Origin of the sequence: Silvania confinis (genome assembly GCF_025564085.1) — a bacterium.
Taxonomy (GTDB): domain Bacteria; phylum Pseudomonadota; class Gammaproteobacteria; order Enterobacterales; family Enterobacteriaceae; genus Enterobacter; species Enterobacter confinis.
This window is the reverse complement of sequence record NZ_JAMGZJ010000076.1, coordinates 172,901-192,222: the sequence shown is the minus strand read 5'-3', so window position 1 is coordinate 192,222 and position 19,322 is coordinate 172,901. Positions and strand designations below refer to the sequence as shown.

The following is a 19,322-nucleotide window of genomic DNA, read 5'->3' as shown; positions in this document are numbered from 1 at the left end:
CCGGTTTTCAGGCAGCGTCAGGGGCGCAGCCGTAGCGGTAAGCGCGCAGTACGTCCTGGATTTTATCGAGGATAAGATCCTGCGGCGTGGCTGCGAGCGTCCGGGCGGTTAAGCGTTCAAACTGCACCGGCAGGTACTGGCTGACAAGCCCCAGCGGCAGAGTCAGGGTGCCGAGGTTGGCGAGCAGTTTGTCCACGCTTTGACGAATGCGCGGGTGCGGCCAGTAGTAGCGAATGCGGTCCGACAGGCTAAAGTGAATGTCCACCATCGCCTGGCTCCAGGTCGGGCGATAGTATTTTTTCCAGTAATCCGGTTCGTTCAGCATCACTTCATCGATCACCTCCATTACGCGGCTGCGGCTCTCCGGGGCGATCAGCACCTCTTCCATCTGCGCGAGGGCAAATATCGCTTCGCGCAGGGCGAAAGTGAGGGCCGGGCCAACCTTCAGGATCGCAAAGTGATCGCGCACCAGCGCCCGGTAAGCCTGGCGTGACTGGTAGTCGGTAGAGTGCGCTTCGTAGACCATCGGGGTCTGGCGGATCCAGCCCGACAGCGCTTCGGCAGCCTGCGGCTGATAGTGGATAATCTGCGTATGGTCGAACTCCACGCCGGGCTGTACCACGATGCCGATCACGCGTTCCATCGCCGTATCCAGCCCCAGAGCATGAAACGCCTGCTGGTGGGTTTCCAGGGTGCGGGCGGCATCCTCCACCCGTGTGACGTGCACGCTGTCGATGCTGTTGGCTTCCCCGCCCGGAACCGGCACCTCGGTGCCAATCACGTAGGTTAGCGCGGCTTTTTGCGCGTCAGTGGCGATCGCTTCTGCGGCCTGACATAAACGCGCTGCCCGCTGGGCCACCACGTCAGGATCCAGCGGGACTGGATCGTCGACGCAGGACATCGACGCATCGAGATGGATCTTGCTAAAGCCCGCCGCGACGTAAGCTTTTATCAGCGTAACGGCCTTCTCCATTGCCGCCTCTGCGGGTTCGTTCTGCCAGCAGTTGGGACCCAGATGGTCACCGCCGAGGATCAGTCGCTCCGTGGGAAAGCCCACTCTGGCGGCAATGGTCAGCACGAAATCGCGGAAGTCGGCAGGCTTCATGCCGGTATAGCCGCCAAATTGATTCACCTGGTTGGACGTCGCTTCAATCAATACTTTATTGTCGGTCGGCAGGTCGAAGCGCAGGGCGGCTTCAATCACCAATGGATGGGCTGAACAGACCGAACAAATTCCGAGATGCTCTCCCGCCTTATGACGGGCAATAATATTTTTCACCGTTTCCTCCGGTTAGCGTGGTTTACAGTTTGCCTTCGCAGCCGCAGTCATTAATGACTTTGCGCACCACCTCTTTCATGGCGGCTTTGGCGGGGATCATGTAGTGGCGTGGATCGCTGGCCTCAGGATGGATGGCCAGATAGGTTTTTAGCGCGTCGGAGAAGGCGATTTTCAGCTCTGTGGCGACGTTAACTTTGCAGATGCCCAGGCCGATCGCGCGGCGAATGTCGGCCGTCGACAGGCCCGATGCGCCGTGCAGTACCAACGGGACATCAACCTGATTGCGGATCGCTTCCAGACGCTCAAAATCGAGTTTCGGCGTGGCGGTATACAGGCCATGAGCGGTGCCAATGGCGACGGCAAGGGAGTCGATGCCGGTGAGGGTGACAAACTCCCGGGCCTGCTGCGGATGGGTGTACAGCGCATCTTTGCTGTCCACCACCAGATCGTCTTCCTGACCACCGAGACGCCCCAACTCCGCTTCGACGCTAACGTCATAGCGATGGCAGTAGTCGGCGACCCGTTTCACCAGCGCCACGTTGTCGGCAAACGGCAGGTGCGAGCCGTCGATCATCGCCGAGCGAATGCCTGCCTGCACTTTCTGCGCGATATCGTCGAAATCTTCATGGTGATCGAGGTGGATCGCCAGCGGCTGGTTATACGTTTTCGCCAGATCCCCGGCGATGGCAATGATGTTGCCGGTACCGGCGTAGCTGAACGTGCCCGGCGTGCCGGCAACAATCAGCGGGGAACGCATCTCGGCGGCGGTTTCCACCACCACCTGCAGTGTTTCAAGGTTATGAATATTAAAAGCCGGAACGGCGTAACCGGCATGTCGGGCCTTCGTCAGCATCGCTTTGGTCGAAATGATGTACATCCTTCCTCCGAAACCTTTCGTTTGTTTTCTTCGAAAGAAGATATAGTGTTTCGGAATGCTTTTTTGTGATTGATATCGTAAAAACGAAAGAATCGAAAGTGAAAGGAAGGTTGCGAAAGAACGAAAGGCAAAAAAAAAGCATGGCCGAAGCCATGCTAAAGGAGGTTTACAGCATTATCAGGTCACAGGTGCCGGGTTAAATACCGCCAGCTGGTTGTGGAGTCCCCACTGATCCGAGAAGGTTTTCTTACGTCCGCTCGCGACATCCAGAATGAAGTGGAACAGTTTCCAGCCCACGTCCTCAATGCTCTCTTCGCCGGTGGCGATAGTGCCTGCGTTGATGTCCATCAGATCGAACCAGCGGTTGGCCAGTTCGGTGCGAGTCGCCATTTTAATAACCGGCACGGCCATCAGGCCGTACGGGGTGCCGCGACCGGTGGTGAACACCTGCACGGTGATCCCGGAAGCCACCTGCTGGGTGCCGCAAACAAAATCGCTGGCCGGCGTGGCGGCATAAATCAGACCACGTTTGGTTGGGCGCTGGCCCGGTGAAAGCACTTCAACAATGGCGCTCTGTCCTGATTTAGCAATCGAGCCCAGTGCTTTTTCCACCACGTTCGCCAGACCACCTTTCTTGTTACCCGGAGACGGGTTGGCGCTGCGATCGGTCTGGCCCATCTCGAGATAGTTATCGTACCAGGCCATCTCTTCCAGCAGGCGTTTGCCCACTTCTTCGTTGATGGCGCGCGGCGTTAACAGATGGATGGCATCGCGGACTTCGGTCACTTCCGAGAACATCACCGTAGCACCGCAGCGCACAAACAGGTCGGATGCATAGCCAACCGCCGGATTAGCCGTCACGCCGGAGAAGGCGTCACTGCCGCCGCACTGGGTGCCCACAACCAGCTCGGATGCCGGGCAGGTTTCACGTTTACGCTGGTTCAGTTTCGCCAGATGGCGTTCTGCAACCTGGAGGATGTCATCCACCATCGAGCGGAAACCGACGTGATGCTCATCCTGCAGACGCACAATGCTGGCGCTGTCCACCGGGATGGCCTGCACGTCTTCGGTGCCCTGTAGCAGTTTTTCTGGCACGAGCTTCTCGCAACCGAGACCCACCACCATCACTTCACCGCCGAAGTTCGGGTTCAGTGCGATATTGTGGATGGTACGGATTGGCACGATTGCCGCCGGAGCGTTGATTGCCACACCGCAGCCGTAAAGGTGGTTCAGGCCGACGACACCGTCGACGTTCGGGTATTTTGGCAGCAGATCGCGCTCGATAATCTTGACCACATAATCGACTACGCCTGCAACGCAGTGCACGCTGGTGCTGATACCCAACAGGTTTTTGGTGCCGACGCTGCCGTCTGCATTGCGGTAACCTTCAAAGGTATAGCCTTCCAGCGCTGGCAGCGGTTCCGGCACGCGGGTTGCCAGCGGCAGGGTGTTCAGCGGCGGCGCTTCCGGTAGTGAGACCAGCGATTCATCAATCCAGCTGCCCTGCGGGATTGCGCGCACCGCATAACCTATCACTTCGCCGTAACGCACGATTTCGCCTTTTTCGGCAATATCCACCAGCGCCACTTTATGACCTTGCGGAATATGCTCGATAAGTTCGAGTCCGTCCGGGAAACGCGTTCCGGCTTTTAACCCATGATCATTAACAATAATCGCCACGTTATCGGTCTCATGAACCTTAATATAAAACGCGGTTGGCGACTCTTGTCGAATTTCGATATCGGCCATTTTCCAGTATTCTCCAACAAGGGGTAGATAAATTTTTGGTAAAAGAGTGCGTATATTTTCTTGTAGTCGGAAATAAAGACTCTGCTCAGTGGAATAAAGAATGTCAGGCGCAGCGAATTGAAAACGTGATCAAGATCACTCATTTTTGACATCAGATCCCGCCCTGGTAGGGTAATGCATAAATCTGTGCATCAGCGCCCAGGATGTTGTGCATATGCTCAAAATATTATTGTTGCACCCGTCTAAAATTGAGCAATGCGACAGTGCGGAGGGTAGGGCAGTTGATTATACTCAATAACGATTTCAATGCGTCTGGTTAATTACCTGATATTGCCTGCTATCAATAAATAATCAGGAACGCCTCTTTCTTAAAATAATAAAAATAACGACACCGATGTGCCAGAGGAAATAAAAATGTTGCTGGATACTACCGTGAGTGCAAAAAAGGGTGCTCCCACCCGCTACCTGATTCTGTTAATTATCTTTATTGTTACGGCGGTCAATTACGCTGACCGCGCGACGCTCTCTATTGCCGGTACCGCAGTGGCCGAGGAGCTGCAGTTAAGCGCGGTGGAGATGGGATACATCTTCTCCGCCTTCGGCTGGGCCTACCTGCTGATGCAGATCCCCGGCGGCTGGCTGCTGGATAAGTTTGGATCGAAAAAGGTCTATACCTACAGCCTGTTCTTCTGGTCGCTGTTTACCTTCCTGCAGGGCTTCGTCGATTTCGTGCCGCTGGCCTGGGCTGGTATCTCGATGTTCTTTATGCGCTTTATGCTGGGCTTCTCTGAAGCACCGTCGTTCCCGGCCAACGCCCGTATTGTGGCGGCCTGGTTCCCGACCAAAGAGCGCGGCACCGCATCAGCGATTTTTAACTCCGCACAGTACTTCTCACTGGCGCTGTTCTCTCCGCTGCTCGGCTGGCTGACCTTTGCCTGGGGTTGGGAACATGTCTTTACCGTAATGGGCGTGATTGGTTTTGTACTGACCGGTCTGTGGGTGAAGTTAATCCATAACCCAACCGATCACCCACGTATGACTGCCGAGGAGTTGCAGTTCATTAAAGACGGTGGCGCGGTTGTCGACATGGACCATAAAAAGCCGGGCGACAAAGCGGCAAGCGGTCCTAAACTGCACTACATCAAGCAATTACTGTCGAACCGCATGATGCTGGGCGTGTTTTTCGGGCAATATTTTATCAACACCATCACCTGGTTCTTCCTCACCTGGTTCCCGATTTATTTGGTGCAGGAAAAAGGCATGTCGATTCTGAAAGTGGGTCTGGTGGCTTCTATTCCGGCGCTCTGTGGTTTTGCCGGTGGCGTGTTGGGTGGCGTCTTCTCCGACCATCTGATCAAGAAAGGCAAGTCGATTACCCTGGCGCGTAAGCTGCCGATTGTGGTCGGTATGCTGCTGGCATCCACCATTATTCTGTGTAACTACACCAACAACACTGCGCTGGTGGTGGCGTTGATGGCACTGGCATTCTTCGGTAAAGGTTTTGGTGCGCTGGGCTGGCCGGTAATTTCTGATACTGCGCCAAAAGAGATCGTCGGTCTGTGCGGCGGGGTGTTTAACGTCTTTGGCAACGTAGCGTCAATCGTCACGCCGTTGGTGATTGGCTATCTGGTCAGCGAACTGCACTCGTTCAACGCGGCGCTGGTATTCGTAGGGTGTTCAGCACTGATGGCGATGTTCTGCTACCTGTTCGTAGTGGGCGACATCAAACGTATGGAATTGCAGAAATAAGCAAAGGTATAAACGATGAGTAACGATATTTTCCCGAACAAATTTAAAGCGGCCCTCGCGGCAAATCAGATTCAGATCGGCTGCTGGTCCGCACTGGCAAGCCCAATCAGCACCGAAGTGCTGGGGCTGGCAGGTTTTGACTGGCTGGTGCTGGACGGTGAACATGCTCCGAACGACGTCACCACGTTTATCCCGCAGCTGATGGCGCTGAAAGGCAGCAACAGCGCGCCAGTGGTTCGCATCCCGACTAATGAGCCGGTGATCATCAAGCGCCTTCTGGATATCGGCTTCTACAACTTCCTGATCCCGTTTGTGGAAAACGTGGAAGAGGCGGTACAGGCTGTCGCGTCTACCCGCTATCCGCCGGAAGGGATCCGTGGGGTGTCGGTTTCGCATCGCGCCAATATGTTTGGCACCGTGCCGGACTACCTCGTGCAGTCGAACAAGAACATCACCATCCTGGTGCAGATTGAAAGCCAGCAGGGTGTGGACAATGTTGATGCCATCGCCGCCACTGACGGCGTGGACGGCATCTTCGTCGGCCCAAGCGACCTGGCGGCAGCCTTTGGTCACCTCGGCAATGCCAACCACCCGGAAGTGCAGCGCGCCATTCAGCACATCTTTGCCCGCGCCAAAGCAAACGGCAAACCGTGCGGCATCCTGGCCCCGGTTGAGGCCGATGCCCGCCGCTATCTGGAATGGGGCGCGACCTTTGTTGCCGTCGGCAGCGATCTCGGCGTGTTCCGCTCCGCGACCCAGAAGTTAGCTGATTCCTTTAAAAAATAACCACCACTGAATAGAGAGAGACGCAATTATGACACTGAAAGTTGGTTTTATTGGCCTGGGTATCATGGGTAAACCAATGAGTAAAAACCTCATTAAAGCAGGTTACTCACTGGTGGTTTCTGACCGCAATCCTGAAGTGGTGGCCGAGCTTATCGCGGCAGGTGCCGAGACTGCGACCACGGCAAAAGGCATTGCCGAGCAGTGTGATGTGATCATCACCATGCTGCCAAACTCCCCACACGTGAAAGACGTGGCGCTGGGTGAGAACGGCATCATCGACGGCGCCAAGCCGGGCACGGTGGTTATCGACATGAGCTCCATCGCACCGCTGGCGAGCCGTGAAATCAGCGAAGCGCTGAAAGCGAAAGGCATCGACATGCTGGATGCGCCGGTCAGCGGCGGCGAGCCAAAAGCTATCGATGGCACCCTGTCTGTGATGGTGGGCGGCGATAAAGCGATTTTCGACCAATATTACGACCTGCTGAAAGCGATGGCCGGTTCGGTGGTTCACACCGGTGATATTGGTGCAGGTAACGTTACCAAGCTGGCAAACCAGGTGATTGTGGCCCTGAACATTGCCGCGATGTCCGAAGCGCTGACCCTGGCGACCAAAGCGGGTGTTAACCCGGATCTGGTGTATCAGGCAATCCGTGGTGGCCTGGCTGGCAGCACCGTGCTGGATGCCAAAGCGCCAATGGTCATGGATCGTAACTTCAAGCCGGGCTTCCGCATTGATTTGCACATCAAGGATCTGGCGAACGCCCTGGACACCTCTCACGGCGTCGGCGCGCAGCTGCCGCTGACCGCTGCAGTAATGGAAATGATGCAGGCACTGCGTGCTGACGGTCATGGCAACGACGACCACAGCGCCATCGCATGCTATTACGAAAAACTGGCGAAGGTCGAAATCTCTCGCTAACAAAGACGGGCGCGGGAACGCGCCCGCTATTTTTGCTTCAAGCGGTAACAGGCTACAACTATGAAAATCGTAATCGCCCCTGACTCTTATAAAGAAAGCCTCTCTGCCACCGAGGTAGCGCAGGCGATAGAAAAAGGCTTTCGGGAAATCTTTCCTGATGCAGAGTATGTTTCTGTTCCCGTTGCAGATGGCGGAGAAGGAACGGTTGAAGCGATGATTGCCGCCACTCAGGGTACGGTACAACACGCTGTAGTGACCGGGCCGCTGGGAGAGAAAGTCGATGCCTGCTGGGGAATTTCCGGCGATGGCGTCACGGCATTTATTGAGATGGCCGCGGCGAGCGGACTGGTGTTAGTGCCTCCGGCGCAGCGCGACCCTCTCATTACCACCTCCCGCGGGACCGGGGAGCTGATCCTTGCTGCGCTTGATAAAGGTGCGCGCAACATCATTATTGGTATTGGCGGTAGCGCCACCAACGACGGCGGTGCCGGTATGGTGCAAGCCCTCGGCGCAAAGCTGACCGATGCCAATGGCACCGAGATCGGCCATGGCGGCGGTAGCCTGATCGCACTGAACAACATTGATATTTCGGCGCTCGATCCGCGCCTCAAATCCTGCGCCATCCGGGTGGCCTGCGACGTCAGCAATCCGCTGGTCGGCGAGCAGGGTGCATCCCGGATCTTTGGCCCGCAGAAAGGGGCCACTGAAGCGATTATCGTCGAGCTCGACACCAATCTCGGTCACTTCGCCGATGTGATTAACGCTTCGCTGCACATCGACGTCAAAAATGTGCCCGGTGCGGGCGCTGCAGGCGGCATGGGCGCGGCACTGATGGCCTTCCTCGGTGCAGAGCTGAAAAGCGGCATCGAAATTGTCACCCAGGCCCTCAACCTCGAAGAACATATTCATGACTGTACCTGGGTCGTTACCGGGGAAGGGCGCCTGGACAGTCAAAGTATTCATGGCAAAGTCCCGGTGGGCGTGGCGAGTGTCGCCAAAAAGTACCATAAGCCGGTGATTGGTATTGCAGGCAGTCTGACCAACGACGTGGGCATCGTGCATCAGTATGGCATCGACGCCGTATTCAGCGTTCTGACCCGGATCAGCACCCTTGAAGAGGCTTTCCGTGGCGCGTTTGACAATATTTATCGCGCCTCACGCAATATTGCCGCCACCCTACAGGTGGGGATGCGCACGGAAGGGTGACAGCAGCGGCTAAACCCTCTATACTGCGCGCCGAAGCTGACCAGACAGTCGCCGCTTCGTCGTCGTCCCTTTCGGGGGAGACGGGCGGAGGGGAGGAAAGTCCGGGCTCCATAGGGCAGGGTGCCAGGTAACGCCTGGGGGGGAAACCCACGACCAGTGCAACAGAGAGCAAACCGCCGATGGCCCACGTAAGTGGGATCAGGTAAGGGTGAAAGGGTGCGGTAAGAGCGCACCGCGCGGCTGGTAACAGTCCGTGGCACGGTAAACTCCACCCGGAGCAAGGCCAAATAGGGGTTCACAAGGTACGGCCCGTACTGAACCCGGGTAGGCTGCTTGAGCCAGTGAGCGATTGCTGGCCTAGATGAATGACTGTCCAACGACAGAACCCGGCTTATCGGTCAGCTTCACCTCTTCAAGAGAAACCCGCTTCGGCGGGTTTTTTGCTTTCTGACACTCCCCTGGTAGATGAACCAATTCTCATATTTGCGACAATAAGCACATTTCACTGCTTTTTGGTAAAACAGTGCCACGTATCAAATGTGAGTGGTCTGCATCACAAAATTACGCGCTATAAAATTGCCATTTTTCAGTGTTGGGTTAATGTTGCGTTTGTTGCTTGTACGTGACGAACTTTGTTATTCATTAACCAGATATTGATGTTCATTACATTCACCTTGTGAATGATGTGATGCACACCACTCTTTATTCCAACGTACGCGTTTATTTATTCATTTATTTGATAATTTACATATTTTTTTAATTAGTTTAACGGCTATTTATTAGTCTTTAATTGCCTGAAATATCACCTTTATCGGCTTGTTAAATTGTCTGTATTCCCACGTAGTTATCGCCATAAAATAAATTCATCTCGCCGGTTTTTGTTGATCGATATCAGGCAAAACTGTGATGGATAAATTTTAAGTTATTGTTTTTTAACGGTTAATATGGTTGTTTTTCGCCGTGCAATATAAAAGGAAAAGTAATTTGTGAGTAACAGCACATACCCTCGTTATCAATAATGGGTAGAATTCTGTATCGGGATAAGGAAATAAGCGCAGAATATGATGAACACTATTATTCTACCGAAGACGCAGCACCTGGTCGTATTTCAGGAAGTCATTAAAAGCGGATCCATCGGGTCTGCTGCCAGACAGCTGGGTCTGACGCAGCCGGCGGTCAGCAAAATCATCAACGATATCGAATCCTACTTCGGCGTTGAGCTGATCGTGCGCAAGAACACCGGTGTGAAGCTGACCAGTGCCGGACAGACCTTGCTCGCGTACTCCGAATCCATCACCCGCGAAATGAAGAACATGGTCAGTGAAATGAGCACGCTGAGCTTCAGCACCGTCATCGATGTGTCGTTCGGCTACCCGTCGCTGATTGGCTTTACTTTTCTCTCCAGCATGATCAAGAAGTTCAAGGAAGTGTTCCCGAAAGCGCGCGTATCGATGTTTGAAGCGCAGCTCTCCTCCTTCCTGCCTGCGATCCGCGACGGCAGACTGGATTTTGCTATCGGCACGCTGAGTGATGAAATGCTGCTGCAGGATCTGCACGTCGAGCCGCTGTTTGAATCCGAGTTTGTGCTGGTGGCAAACCGTTCACGAACGAGCACCGGCCCGACGACCCTGGCATCGCTCACCCATGAGCAGTGGGTGATGCCGCAAACCGATATGGGCTATTACAAAGAACTGCTCACCACGCTTCAGAACAACCACATCAGCATTGAAAACATTGTCCAGACCGACTCCGTGGTCACTATCTATAACCTGGTGCTTAACGCCGATTATCTCACCGTGATCCCGCGTGACATGATCGCGCCATTCGGTTCGGATCAATTTGTGGTACTGCCGGTCGAAGAGAAATTACCCGTCGCGCGCTACGCGGCAGTATGGTCAAAAAATTACCGAATTAAAAAATCCGCTTCGGTATTAGTCGAACTCGCGAAGCAATATTCTGCGCAAAATAGCGTAAGGCGAAAACAAGCCGAAATAGCGGAATAAATAAACGAACGATAAAGATATACCCATCAGGCGAATATTGATGATTCGCCGGCGGCCGAACTTTGCCTACAGAACATAAATGATTATAAAGAGGATTATATGCACATTACTTATGACCTTCCGGTAACGATTGAAGATATTCAGGCTGCACGCCAGCGACTGGCGGGTAAAATATATAAAACCGGCATGCCGCGCTCTAATTATTTAAGCGAACGCTGTAAAGGTGAAATATACCTCAAGTTTGAAAATATGCAGCGTACCGGCTCTTTTAAAATTCGCGGTGCATTCAATAAATTAAGCTCACTGACCGATGCCGAAAGACGTAAAGGCGTGGTGGCCTGTTCGGCGGGTAACCACGCACAGGGCGTATCGCTCTCCTGCGCGATGCTGGGTATCGACGGCAAAGTGGTAATGCCGACCGGCGCGCCAAAATCCAAAGTTGCCGCCACTCGTGACTACTCGGCAGAGGTGGTACTCCACGGCGAGAACTTCAACGACACGATCGCCAAAGTCAGCGAAATCGTTGAGATGGAAGGCCGTATTTTTATCCCGCCCTATGACGATGCGTTAGTCATCGCCGGGCAGGGAACCATTGGTCTGGAAATTCTGGAAGACCTGTACGACGTGGATAACGTGATTGTGCCGATTGGCGGTGGCGGGTTAATTGCCGGTATTGCCACGGCGATTAAATCGATTAACCCCACTATCAATATTATCGGCGTGCAGGCTGAAAATGTTCACGGCATGGCGGCCTCGTATTATGCCGGGGAAATAATAAATCACCGCACTACCGGGACATTAGCCGATGGCTGCGATGTCTCTCGCCCGGGTAAATTAACCTTCGAAATTGTGCGTGAACTAGTGGACGACATCGTGCTGGTCAGCGAAGACGATATTCGCAACAGCATGGTTGCCCTGATTCAGCGAAATAAAGTGGTTACCGAAGGCGCAGGCGCGCTGGCAACGGCGGCGCTATTAAGCGGCAAACTTGACCACTATATTCAGGGCCGGAAAACGGTAAGCATTATTTCCGGCGGCAATATCGATCTCTCCCGCGTTTCACATATTACTGGCTTAGTTGACGCATAAAAGGATCTCCTATGAGCAATACTGAAAGCATTATCATTGGCCAGACAAAAGCATCGTCCTGGCGAAAATCTGACACCACCTGGACACTCGGATTATTTGGTACGGCGATTGGTGCCGGGGTTTTATTCTTCCCTATTCGCGCCGGTTTTGGCGGGCTGATCCCTATTTTACTGATGCTGGTGTTGGCCTTCCCGATCGCCTTCTACTGCCACCGTGCGCTGGCGCGTTTGTGTCTCTCCGGCAGCAACCCATCCGGTAACATCACCGAGACGGTTGAAGAGCACTTCGGCAAAACCGGCGGGGTGGTGATCACCTTCCTCTATTTCTTTGCGATTTGCCCGCTGCTGTGGATTTACGGCGTCACCATTACCAACACCTTTATGACCTTCTGGGAAAACCAGCTCCAGATGCCAGCCCTGAACCGTGGCTTTGTGGCGCTGTTCCTGCTGCTGCTGATGGCATTCGTTATCTGGTTTGGTAAAGACCTGATGGTGAAAGTGATGAGCTGGCTGGTGTTCCCGTTCATTGCCAGCCTGGTACTGATCTCCCTGTCACTGATCCCTTACTGGAACTCTGCCGTTATCGACCAGGCGAGCCTGAGCGACCTCTCCTTTACCGGGCACGACGGCATTCTGGTCACCGTCTGGCTGGGGATTTCGATCATGGTCTTCTCCTTTAACTTCTCGCCTATTGTCTCCTCGTTTGTGGTATCGAAGCGTGAAGAGTACGAAGGGGAGTTTGGTAAAGAGTACACCGAGCAGAAATGTTCCAAAATCATCGGCCGCGCCAGCATGCTGATGGTGGCCGTAGTGATGTTCTTCGCCTTTAGCTGCCTGTTTACGCTCTCTCCGCAGAACATGGCGGAAGCCAAAGCCCAGAACATTCCGGTGCTCTCTTACCTGGCAAACCACTTTGCTTCCATGTCGGGTTCAAAATCGACCTTTGCCACCGTGCTGGAATATGGCGCCTCGATCATCGCGCTGGTCGCTATTTTCAAATCCTTCTTCGGCCACTATCTGGGCACCCTGGAAGGGCTGAACGGCCTGGTCCTGAAGTTCGGCTACAAAGGTGACAAGAAGAAAGTCTCCGTCAGCAAACTGAACACCATCAGCATGATCTTCATCATGGGATCAACCTGGGTGGTGGCGTATGCCAACCCGAACATTCTCGATCTTATCGAAGCCATGGGTGCGCCGATTATCGCCTCCCTGCTGTGCCTGCTGCCGATGTTCGCCATCCGTAAAGTCCCTGCGCTGGCGAAGTTCAGAGGCAGAACTGAGAACATCTTTGTCACCGTGATTGGTCTGCTGACCATTCTGAATATCGCCTACAAACTGTTCTGATTTAAGCTCAGGAAGAGCGGAGTAAAGAGATGAATGAATTTCCGGTTGTATTGGTCATTAACTGTGGATCGTCCTCTGTTAAGTTCTCGGTGCTCGATGCAGCAAACTGTGACGCGCTGGTAACGGGCCTGGCAGACGGCGTGAACACCGACAACGCCTTTATATCCGTGAATGGGGGCGAGCCAGTCAGCCTGGCTCGCAAGGACTACGAAGGGGCGCTGGCAGCCATCGCCCTGGCGCTGGAAAAGCGCGACTTGATGAGCAGCGTGGCCTTAATCGGCCACCGCATTGCCCACGGTGGCAGTCTCTTTCGCGAGTCTACCCTCATCACTGAGGCGGTGCTTGACCAGATCCGTCAGGTGTCTCCGCTGGCGCCACTGCACAACTATGCCAATCTCAGCGGCGTGGAAGCGGCACAGCATCTTTTCCCGGGCGTGCAGCAGGTGGCGGTGTTCGACACCAGTTTCCACCAGACGCTGCCGCCACAGGCCTATCTGTACGGGCTCCCGTACCGCTATTTCGAAGAACTGGGGGTGCGCCGCTACGGTTTTCACGGCACGTCGCACCGCTACGTTGCCCGGCAGGCGTATGCGCTGCTGGATCTGCCCCAGGACGACAGCGGGCTGGTGATTGCTCACCTCGGTAACGGGGCGTCGATCTGCGCCGTGCGTAATGGTCAGAGCGTGGATACGTCGATGGGTATGACCCCGCTGGAAGGGCTGGTGATGGGCACCCGCTGCGGCGATGTTGATTTTGGCGCGATGGCGTGGATTGCCGAGCAAACCGGACAATCACTTGAGGAACTCACCCGTGTGGTTAACAAAGAGTCCGGCTTGCTCGGGCTCTCCGGCCTGTCGTCCGACCTGCGCACGCTGGAAAAAGCCTGGCACAACGGACATGCGCGCGCGCGTCTCGCCATCGAGACCTTCGTGCAGCGTATCGCGCGACACATCGCCGGGCACGCGGCCTCCCTGCATCGTCTGGACAGCATTGTCTTTACCGGCGGCATCGGTGAGAACTCGGTGCTGATCCGCCAGCTGGTGACAGATCGTCTGCGGGTGTTCGGCATCGAACTGGATCCTGTTCGCAATGCCCTGCCAAACAGTGAAGGCGAACGGGTGATCACCGCCGCTGCCTCCCGCGCCGTCTGCGCGGTGATCCCCACCAACGAAGAAAAAATGATCGCGCTGGATGCCCTCCGTCTCGGAAAGGTGAGTCTGGCTGCGACGTATGCCTGATACAGAGAGAACATCATGAAAGTAACAATGGATACCCGCGTTGCCCCTTACAGCGATGCGTGGGCCGGCTTTCGCGGCAACGACTGGCAGGACAGCATTAACGTGCGTGATTTTATTCAGCACAACTACACCCCGTACGAAGGTGATGAATCCTTCCTGGCACAGGCCACGCCTGCTACGACGGCGCTGTGGCAGAAGGTGATGCAGGGCATTCGTCAGGAAAATGCCACCCACGCCCCGGTCGATTTTGACCTCAACGTAGCAACCACCATTACCGCCCACGGGCCGGGCTATATCGACCAGGATCTCGAAACGGTGGTGGGGCTGCAAACGGATAAAATGCTCAAGCGCGCGCTGCACCCCTACGGCGGGATCAACATGATCCGCAGCTCGTTCGAAGCCTACGGGCGTGAAATGGATCCGCAGTTCGAATACACGTTCACGCATCTGCGAAAAACCCATAATCAGGGCGTATTCGACGTCTATTCACCGGAGATGATGCGCTGCCGTAAATCGGGTGTGCTCACCGGCTTGCCGGACGGTTACGGTCGTGGGCGTATTATTGGCGACTATCGCCGCGTGGCGCTGTACGGCATCAGTTATCTGGTGCGCGAGCGCGAGCAGCAGTTCGCCGACTTACAGCTCAATATGGAACGCGGGGTGGATCTGGAGGCGACGATCCGCCTGCGCGAAGAGTTATCGGAACATAAACGCGCGCTGATGCAGATCCAGCAGATGGCGGCGAGCTACGGATGCGATATTTCCCGCCCGGCGATGAATGCCCAGGAAGCGGTGCAATGGCTCTATTTCGCCTATCTGGCAGCGGTGAAATCGCAAAACGGCGGAGCGATGTCGCTGGGGCGCACGGCGACCTTCCTCGATATTTATATTGAGCGCGATATGCAGGCCGGGCGTCTGAACGAGATCCAGGCCCAGGAGCTGATCGACCATTTCATCATGAAGATCCGCATGGTGCGCTTCCTGCGTACGCCGGAGTTCGACACTCTGTTCTCCGGGGATCCGATCTGGGCGACGGAAGTGATCGGCGGGATGGGGCTCGATGGCCGTACCCTGGTGAGCAAGTCGTCGTTCCGTTATCTGCATACGCTCCACACCATGGGGCCGGCACCGGAGCCGAACCTGACCATTCTGTGGTCTGAACAACTGCCGATCGCCTTTAAGAAATACGCCGCAGAGATGTCGATCGCCACTTCGTCGCTGCAGTACGAAAATGACGATCTGATGCGGGTTGATTTTGACAGTGACGACTATGCGATTGCCTGCTGCGTCAGCCCGATGGTGATCGGCAAGCAGATGCAGTTCTTTGGTGCGCGTGCCAACCTGGCGAAAACGCTGCTGTACGCAATCAATGGCGGGGTGGACGAGAAGCTCAAAATCCAGGTCGGGCCGAAAACCGAACCGCTGCTGGACGATGTGCTGAACTACGACACCGTTATGGCGAGTCTCGATCACTTTATGGACTGGCTGGCGGTGCAGTACGTGAGCGCGCTGAACCTGATCCACTACATGCACGACAAATACAGCTACGAAGCCTCGCTAATGGCGTTGCACGACCGGGATGTCCATCGCACCATGGCCTGCGGAATGGCCGGTCTTTCTGTGGCAGCGGATTCCCTGTCGGCCATTAAATACGCCACCGTTAAACCGGTGCGCGACCATACGGGCCTGGCGGTTGATTTCGTGATTGAAGGCGAGTACCCGCAGTACGGCAACAACGACGATCGCGTCGACAGCATTGCCTGCGACCTGGTTGAGCGCTTTATGAAGAAGATTCAGGCGCTGCCAACCTATCGCAACGCCGTGCCGACTCAGTCGATTCTGACCATTACCTCGAACGTGGTGTACGGCCAGAAGACCGGGAACACGCCTGACGGTCGTCGCGGCGGCACGCCGTTTGCGCCGGGGGCCAACCCGATGCACGGCCGCGACCGCAAAGGCGCGGTGGCCTCGTTGACCTCGGTGGCGAAGCTGCCGTTCACCTACGCCAAAGACGGTATTTCGTATACGTTCTCCATCGTGCCGCAGGCGCTGGGCAAAGACGAAGGGATCCGCAAAACCAATCTGGTGGGGCTGCTGGACGGCTATTTCCATCACGAAGCGTCGATCGAAGGGGGGCAGCATCTGAACGTCAACGTGATGAACCGGGAAATGCTGATGGATGCGATTGAAAATCCAGAAAACTACCCGAACCTGACGATCCGCGTCTCGGGCTATGCGGTGCGCTTTAATGCGCTCACGCGCGAGCAGCAGCAGGATGTGATATCCCGGACGTTCACTCACGCGCTTTAAGCCTGATCCTTACTCCGCCCCCTTCCTGCAAGGGGGCTTTTTTTTGCCCGCTCAACATACAAAATTGTTTATATAATTATTTACAGATGATCATCCGTTCTTGAAAAACAATGAGCCTGCTGTCCCCCCTAAACAGTATTGAGAAGGACATTAAGATGATGAAAATGACCCGTATTGCTCTGGCTGCTGCCGCCCTGGTGGTGTGCAGTTTTACGGCGCAGGCAGCCAATGTAGAGGCCGCCCCGTCTCCGGCGCAGGATCCGCTGGTACAACACCTGAAACTGAGCCCTGAGCAGGTGAAGAAAATTGAAAGTCTGCACCAGCAGCTGGCCGATAACGTCAGCAAGATCCCGATGACCGGCGTCAAAGACGGTGCGCTGATGGATATGTTCCATAGCGGTAAATGGGATGAAAGCACGGTTAAAAATCAGCTGGCGGCGTTCAGCAAGATTGAAGAGCAAACGCGCTATTACCGCGTGAAGTACTACTTTGATGTGAGCCGAGTGCTGACACCCGAGCAGCGTACGCAGGTTAAATCTGATATGGCTGAAGCGCTGGCCAACTGATAGAAGTCCCTCTCTTCGTGCGAAGAGAGGGAGATGTTACACCGGTAAATCAATCAACAGCGCACGCAGCGGCGTGTCGGCCACCAGGGTGATATTCGCCTCATCGCGGATAAACGCCCCGTCACCGCAGGTCAGCGCCTCTTTTTCTTCCGCAGTGGTTAACGCATGCACCGTCCCATGGATGGATTGCAGGTAGGCGCGCGGTCCGTGAAGCTGGAAGCTCAAACGCTCGCCTTTATCCAGTTCGATATGGTGCAGCCACACCTGCTGGCGCAGCTGCAAACTGTTCGTGCTGGCATCCGGCGAGGCCAGCAACTGCTGCTTATCCCCGAGTAAATCAATCTTTTGCACCGGCGGGTTTTCCCGCTCCGGGCAGGCATCCAGCCACAGCTGCAGGCGGGTCAGGGTTTTATCTTTGCTGAGATTATGCTCGCTATAGCTAATACCTGGCTGGGTGGCGATCAGCAAGGCTTCGCCCGCTTTCGCCTGCACATGGTTGCCTTCGCTGTCGCGGTACTCGGCTTCGCCTTCAAGAATCAGATTCAGGATATCCACTTTCGGATAGGTGCGCGGCTGGAAGGAGGCACCAGGTGCAAGCACCTCCTGATTTAACACGCGCAAAGAGGCATAGCCCAACAGCTTCGGGTCAAAGTAGTGGCCAAAGGAAAAGGTGTAGCGGGCCTGCAGCCAGCCGAAATCGGCTTGTCCGCACTGTTTAGCTGTTCTTGTCGTAATCATAATTCTTGACCTCTCTTTACACTAAAACAATGGTAAAGGTATGGACGCTGCATTGTTAGCCAGATATTCTGCCCGGTATGTTCAAATTTCCTGAATGAGAACGCCATGGCTAAAGAGAGAGCATTGACCCTTGAAGCACTACGGGTTATGGACGCAATTGACCGGCGGGGCAGCTTTGCCGCCGCGGCGGATGAACTGGGGCGCGTGCCATCGGCCCTCAGCTACACCATGCAGAAGCTGGAAGAAGAGCTGGATGTGGTGCTGTTTGACCGCTCCGGTCATCGAACAAAATTCACTAATGTAGGCCGGATGCTGCTTGAACGTGGCCGCGTGCTGCTGGAAGCGGCAGATAAGCTGACCACCGATGCCGAAGCACTGGCGCGCGGCTGGGAAACCCACCTGACGCTGGTCACTGAAGCACTGGTCCCCACCTCGGCGCTCTACCCGCTGGTGGACAGGCTGGCGGATAAGGCCAACACTCAGCTGTCGATCATCACTGAAGTGCTGGCCGGGGCGTGGGAACGTCTGGAGCAGGGCAGGGCAGATATCGTGATTGCCCCGGACATGCACTTTCGATCCTCGTCCGAGATCAACTCCCGCAAGCTGTATAAAGTGATGAACGTGTACGTGGCGGCCCCGGATCACCCGATTCACCAGGAGCCTGAGCCGCTGTCCGAAGTCACCCGCGTGAAGTATCGCGGGGTAGCGGTGGCTGATACGGCCCGCGAGCGTCCGGTATTAACTGTACAGCTGCTCGACAAACAGCCGCGCCTCACCGTCAGCACCCTGGAAGACAAACGTCAGGCGCTGCTGGCCGGGCTGGGCGTGGCGACCATGCCATATCCGTTTGTGGAAAAAGACATTGCTGAAGGGCGGTTGCGGGTGGTTAGCCCGGAGTACACCAGTGAAGTGGACATCATTATGGCGTGGCGTCGCGACAGCATGGGCGAGGCCAAATCCTGGTGTCTGCGCGAGATCCAGAAGCTGTTCACCCAACGATAATGCGGTGTGCAGTTTGTAGGCCCGGCAAGCGGTAGCGCCGCCGGGCGATTCCTCAGCCTTTCAGCAACGGATCCGGCCCGAAACGGTTCTCACCTTCCGTGCCGCGCTGGCAGTTGAAGAGCAAGATTATCAGCCAGCCGAGCACCGGGATCAGCACCAGCAGCAGCCACCATGCTGAACGGTCGGTATCGTGCAGGCGACGAAACAGCACCGCCCACCAGGGCAGAAACACCAGTACGCCATAAATTGTGGTGAGAATGCCTTCTCCGCCAGCGCGCTCCCAACCCAGCATTTTATCGATCAGGCTCAGGACGCAAATCAGGATGAAGTTCACCAGCGTAAACATCCAGAACTCTTTGCGCCGCGCGCGCCCCTTAAACCCAACATAATTTTTCAGTACGTGTAGATACCAGTCCATTTTTTGCCGCCTCAGTAGCAATTAATCGCTTGTTTTCTAGAAGCATAGAC

At 55.3% G+C, this 19,322-nt stretch carries 16 protein-coding genes and 1 other RNA gene; 12 read left to right on the top strand and 5 right to left on the bottom strand.

Annotated elements, in window-relative coordinates:
• Positions 1-7 precede the first annotated feature (7 nt).
• The 3 genes from gatZ to garD all read right to left on the bottom strand — a co-directional run bounded on the left by gatZ (position 8) and on the right by garD (position 3,905).
• Entirely contained in the window at positions 8-1,279 is a 1,272-nt protein-coding gene (gene gatZ / locus M8013_RS13240; protein ID WP_271268269.1) for a tagatose-bisphosphate aldolase subunit GatZ, read from the bottom strand.
• Positions 1,280-1,301: 22 nt separating this feature from the next.
• The gene (locus M8013_RS13235) at positions 1,302-2,156 is read right to left on the bottom strand and encodes a tagatose bisphosphate family class II aldolase (RefSeq protein ID WP_271268268.1); all 855 of its coding nucleotides are present in this window, start codon (positions 2,154-2,156) and stop codon (positions 1,302-1,304) included.
• 177 nt (positions 2,157-2,333) lie between these two features.
• A complete protein-coding gene (gene garD / locus M8013_RS13230) occupies positions 2,334-3,905 on the bottom strand; it encodes a galactarate dehydratase (RefSeq protein WP_271268267.1) in 1,572 nt (523 codons plus the stop codon).
• 414 nt (positions 3,906-4,319) lie between these two features.
• On the opposite strand from garD, the gene M8013_RS13225 reads away from it, so the two are divergent.
• The 11 genes from M8013_RS13225 (at position 4,320) to M8013_RS13175 (ending at position 17,114) form a co-directional block, all read left to right on the top strand.
• On the top strand, positions 4,320-5,654 hold the full coding sequence (locus M8013_RS13225; RefSeq protein ID WP_271268266.1) for an MFS transporter: 1,335 nt from the start codon (positions 4,320-4,322) through the stop codon (positions 5,652-5,654).
• Positions 5,655-5,669: 15 nt separating this feature from the next.
• Positions 5,670-6,440 carry a 2-dehydro-3-deoxyglucarate aldolase gene (gene garL / locus M8013_RS13220; protein ID WP_271268265.1) on the top strand — a complete coding sequence of 257 codons (771 nt, stop codon included), beginning with the start codon at positions 5,670-5,672 and terminating at the stop codon, positions 6,438-6,440.
• A gap of 28 nt (positions 6,441-6,468) precedes the next feature.
• Positions 6,469-7,359 carry a 2-hydroxy-3-oxopropionate reductase gene (garR, locus tag M8013_RS13215; protein ID WP_271268264.1) on the top strand — a complete coding sequence of 297 codons (891 nt, stop codon included), beginning with the start codon at positions 6,469-6,471 and terminating at the stop codon, positions 7,357-7,359.
• Positions 7,360-7,419: 60 nt separating this feature from the next.
• On the top strand, positions 7,420-8,565 hold the full coding sequence (garK, locus tag M8013_RS13210; RefSeq protein ID WP_271268263.1) for a glycerate 2-kinase: 1,146 nt from the start codon (positions 7,420-7,422) through the stop codon (positions 8,563-8,565).
• A gap of 32 nt (positions 8,566-8,597) precedes the next feature.
• Positions 8,598-8,975: RNase P RNA component class A (gene rnpB, locus M8013_RS13205), an RNA gene on the top strand.
• A 654-nt stretch (positions 8,976-9,629) separates the two neighbouring features.
• The gene (gene tdcA, locus M8013_RS13200; RefSeq protein WP_271268394.1) at positions 9,630-10,568 is read left to right on the top strand and encodes a transcriptional regulator TdcA; all 939 of its coding nucleotides are present in this window, start codon (positions 9,630-9,632) and stop codon (positions 10,566-10,568) included.
• A 99-nt stretch (positions 10,569-10,667) separates the two neighbouring features.
• Complete coding sequence (gene tdcB / locus M8013_RS13195) at positions 10,668-11,657, top strand: bifunctional threonine ammonia-lyase/L-serine ammonia-lyase TdcB (protein WP_271268262.1); 990 nt, start codon at positions 10,668-10,670, stop codon at positions 11,655-11,657.
• An 11-nt stretch (positions 11,658-11,668) separates the two neighbouring features.
• Entirely contained in the window at positions 11,669-13,000 is a 1,332-nt protein-coding gene (gene tdcC, locus M8013_RS13190) for a threonine/serine transporter TdcC (RefSeq protein WP_271268261.1), read from the top strand.
• Between the two features lie 29 nt (positions 13,001-13,029).
• Complete coding sequence (gene tdcD, locus M8013_RS13185; RefSeq protein WP_271268260.1) at positions 13,030-14,238, top strand: propionate kinase; 1,209 nt, start codon at positions 13,030-13,032, stop codon at positions 14,236-14,238.
• 15 nt (positions 14,239-14,253) lie between these two features.
• Entirely contained in the window at positions 14,254-16,548 is a 2,295-nt protein-coding gene (gene pflB, locus M8013_RS13180) for a formate C-acetyltransferase (protein ID WP_271268259.1), read from the top strand.
• Between the two features lie 155 nt (positions 16,549-16,703).
• Complete coding sequence (locus M8013_RS13175; protein ID WP_271268258.1) at positions 16,704-17,114, top strand: Spy/CpxP family protein refolding chaperone; 411 nt, start codon at positions 16,704-16,706, stop codon at positions 17,112-17,114.
• A 36-nt stretch (positions 17,115-17,150) separates the two neighbouring features.
• Here M8013_RS13175 and M8013_RS13170 read toward each other — a convergent pair whose 3' ends face one another.
• On the bottom strand, positions 17,151-17,852 hold the full coding sequence (locus M8013_RS13170; RefSeq protein WP_271268257.1) for a pirin family protein: 702 nt from the start codon (positions 17,850-17,852) through the stop codon (positions 17,151-17,153).
• A 105-nt stretch (positions 17,853-17,957) separates the two neighbouring features.
• Between M8013_RS13170 and yhaJ the strand changes: the two genes are divergently transcribed.
• Positions 17,958-18,854, top strand: a complete 897-nt coding sequence (gene yhaJ, locus M8013_RS13165; protein WP_271268256.1) for a DNA-binding transcriptional regulator YhaJ — start codon at positions 17,958-17,960, stop codon at positions 18,852-18,854.
• 52 nt (positions 18,855-18,906) lie between these two features.
• On the opposite strand, the gene M8013_RS13160 is transcribed toward yhaJ, so the two are convergent.
• The gene (locus M8013_RS13160) at positions 18,907-19,272 is read right to left on the bottom strand and encodes a DUF805 domain-containing protein (RefSeq protein WP_271268255.1); all 366 of its coding nucleotides are present in this window, start codon (positions 19,270-19,272) and stop codon (positions 18,907-18,909) included.
• Between the last annotated feature and the right edge of the window lie 50 nt (positions 19,273-19,322).

What these genes read in the sequence shown, in the direction of transcription:
- garD (WP_271268267.1), bottom strand. Translation starts at nt 3,905, where the DNA reads ATGGCCGATATCGAAATTCGACAAGAGTCGCCAACCGCGTTTTATATT.
- tdcA (WP_271268394.1), top strand. Translation starts at nt 9,630, where the DNA reads ATGAACACTATTATTCTACCGAAGACGCAGCACCTGGTCGTATTTCAG.
- M8013_RS13225 (WP_271268266.1), top strand. Translation starts at nt 4,320, where the DNA reads ATGTTGCTGGATACTACCGTGAGTGCAAAAAAGGGTGCTCCCACCCGC.
- tdcD (WP_271268260.1), top strand. Translation starts at nt 13,030, where the DNA reads ATGAATGAATTTCCGGTTGTATTGGTCATTAACTGTGGATCGTCCTCT.
- garR (WP_271268264.1), top strand. Translation starts at nt 6,469, where the DNA reads ATGACACTGAAAGTTGGTTTTATTGGCCTGGGTATCATGGGTAAACCA.
- tdcB (WP_271268262.1), top strand. Translation starts at nt 10,668, where the DNA reads ATGCACATTACTTATGACCTTCCGGTAACGATTGAAGATATTCAGGCT.
- garK (WP_271268263.1), top strand. Translation starts at nt 7,420, where the DNA reads ATGAAAATCGTAATCGCCCCTGACTCTTATAAAGAAAGCCTCTCTGCC.
- M8013_RS13175 (WP_271268258.1), top strand. Translation starts at nt 16,704, where the DNA reads ATGATGAAAATGACCCGTATTGCTCTGGCTGCTGCCGCCCTGGTGGTG.
- M8013_RS13235 (WP_271268268.1), bottom strand. Translation starts at nt 2,156, where the DNA reads ATGTACATCATTTCGACCAAAGCGATGCTGACGAAGGCCCGACATGCC.
- garL (WP_271268265.1), top strand. Translation starts at nt 5,670, where the DNA reads ATGAGTAACGATATTTTCCCGAACAAATTTAAAGCGGCCCTCGCGGCA.
- M8013_RS13170 (WP_271268257.1), bottom strand. Translation starts at nt 17,852, where the DNA reads ATGATTACGACAAGAACAGCTAAACAGTGCGGACAAGCCGATTTCGGC.
- yhaJ (WP_271268256.1), top strand. Translation starts at nt 17,958, where the DNA reads ATGGCTAAAGAGAGAGCATTGACCCTTGAAGCACTACGGGTTATGGAC.
- pflB (WP_271268259.1), top strand. Translation starts at nt 14,254, where the DNA reads ATGAAAGTAACAATGGATACCCGCGTTGCCCCTTACAGCGATGCGTGG.
- M8013_RS13160 (WP_271268255.1), bottom strand. Translation starts at nt 19,272, where the DNA reads ATGGACTGGTATCTACACGTACTGAAAAATTATGTTGGGTTTAAGGGG.
- tdcC (WP_271268261.1), top strand. Translation starts at nt 11,669, where the DNA reads ATGAGCAATACTGAAAGCATTATCATTGGCCAGACAAAAGCATCGTCC.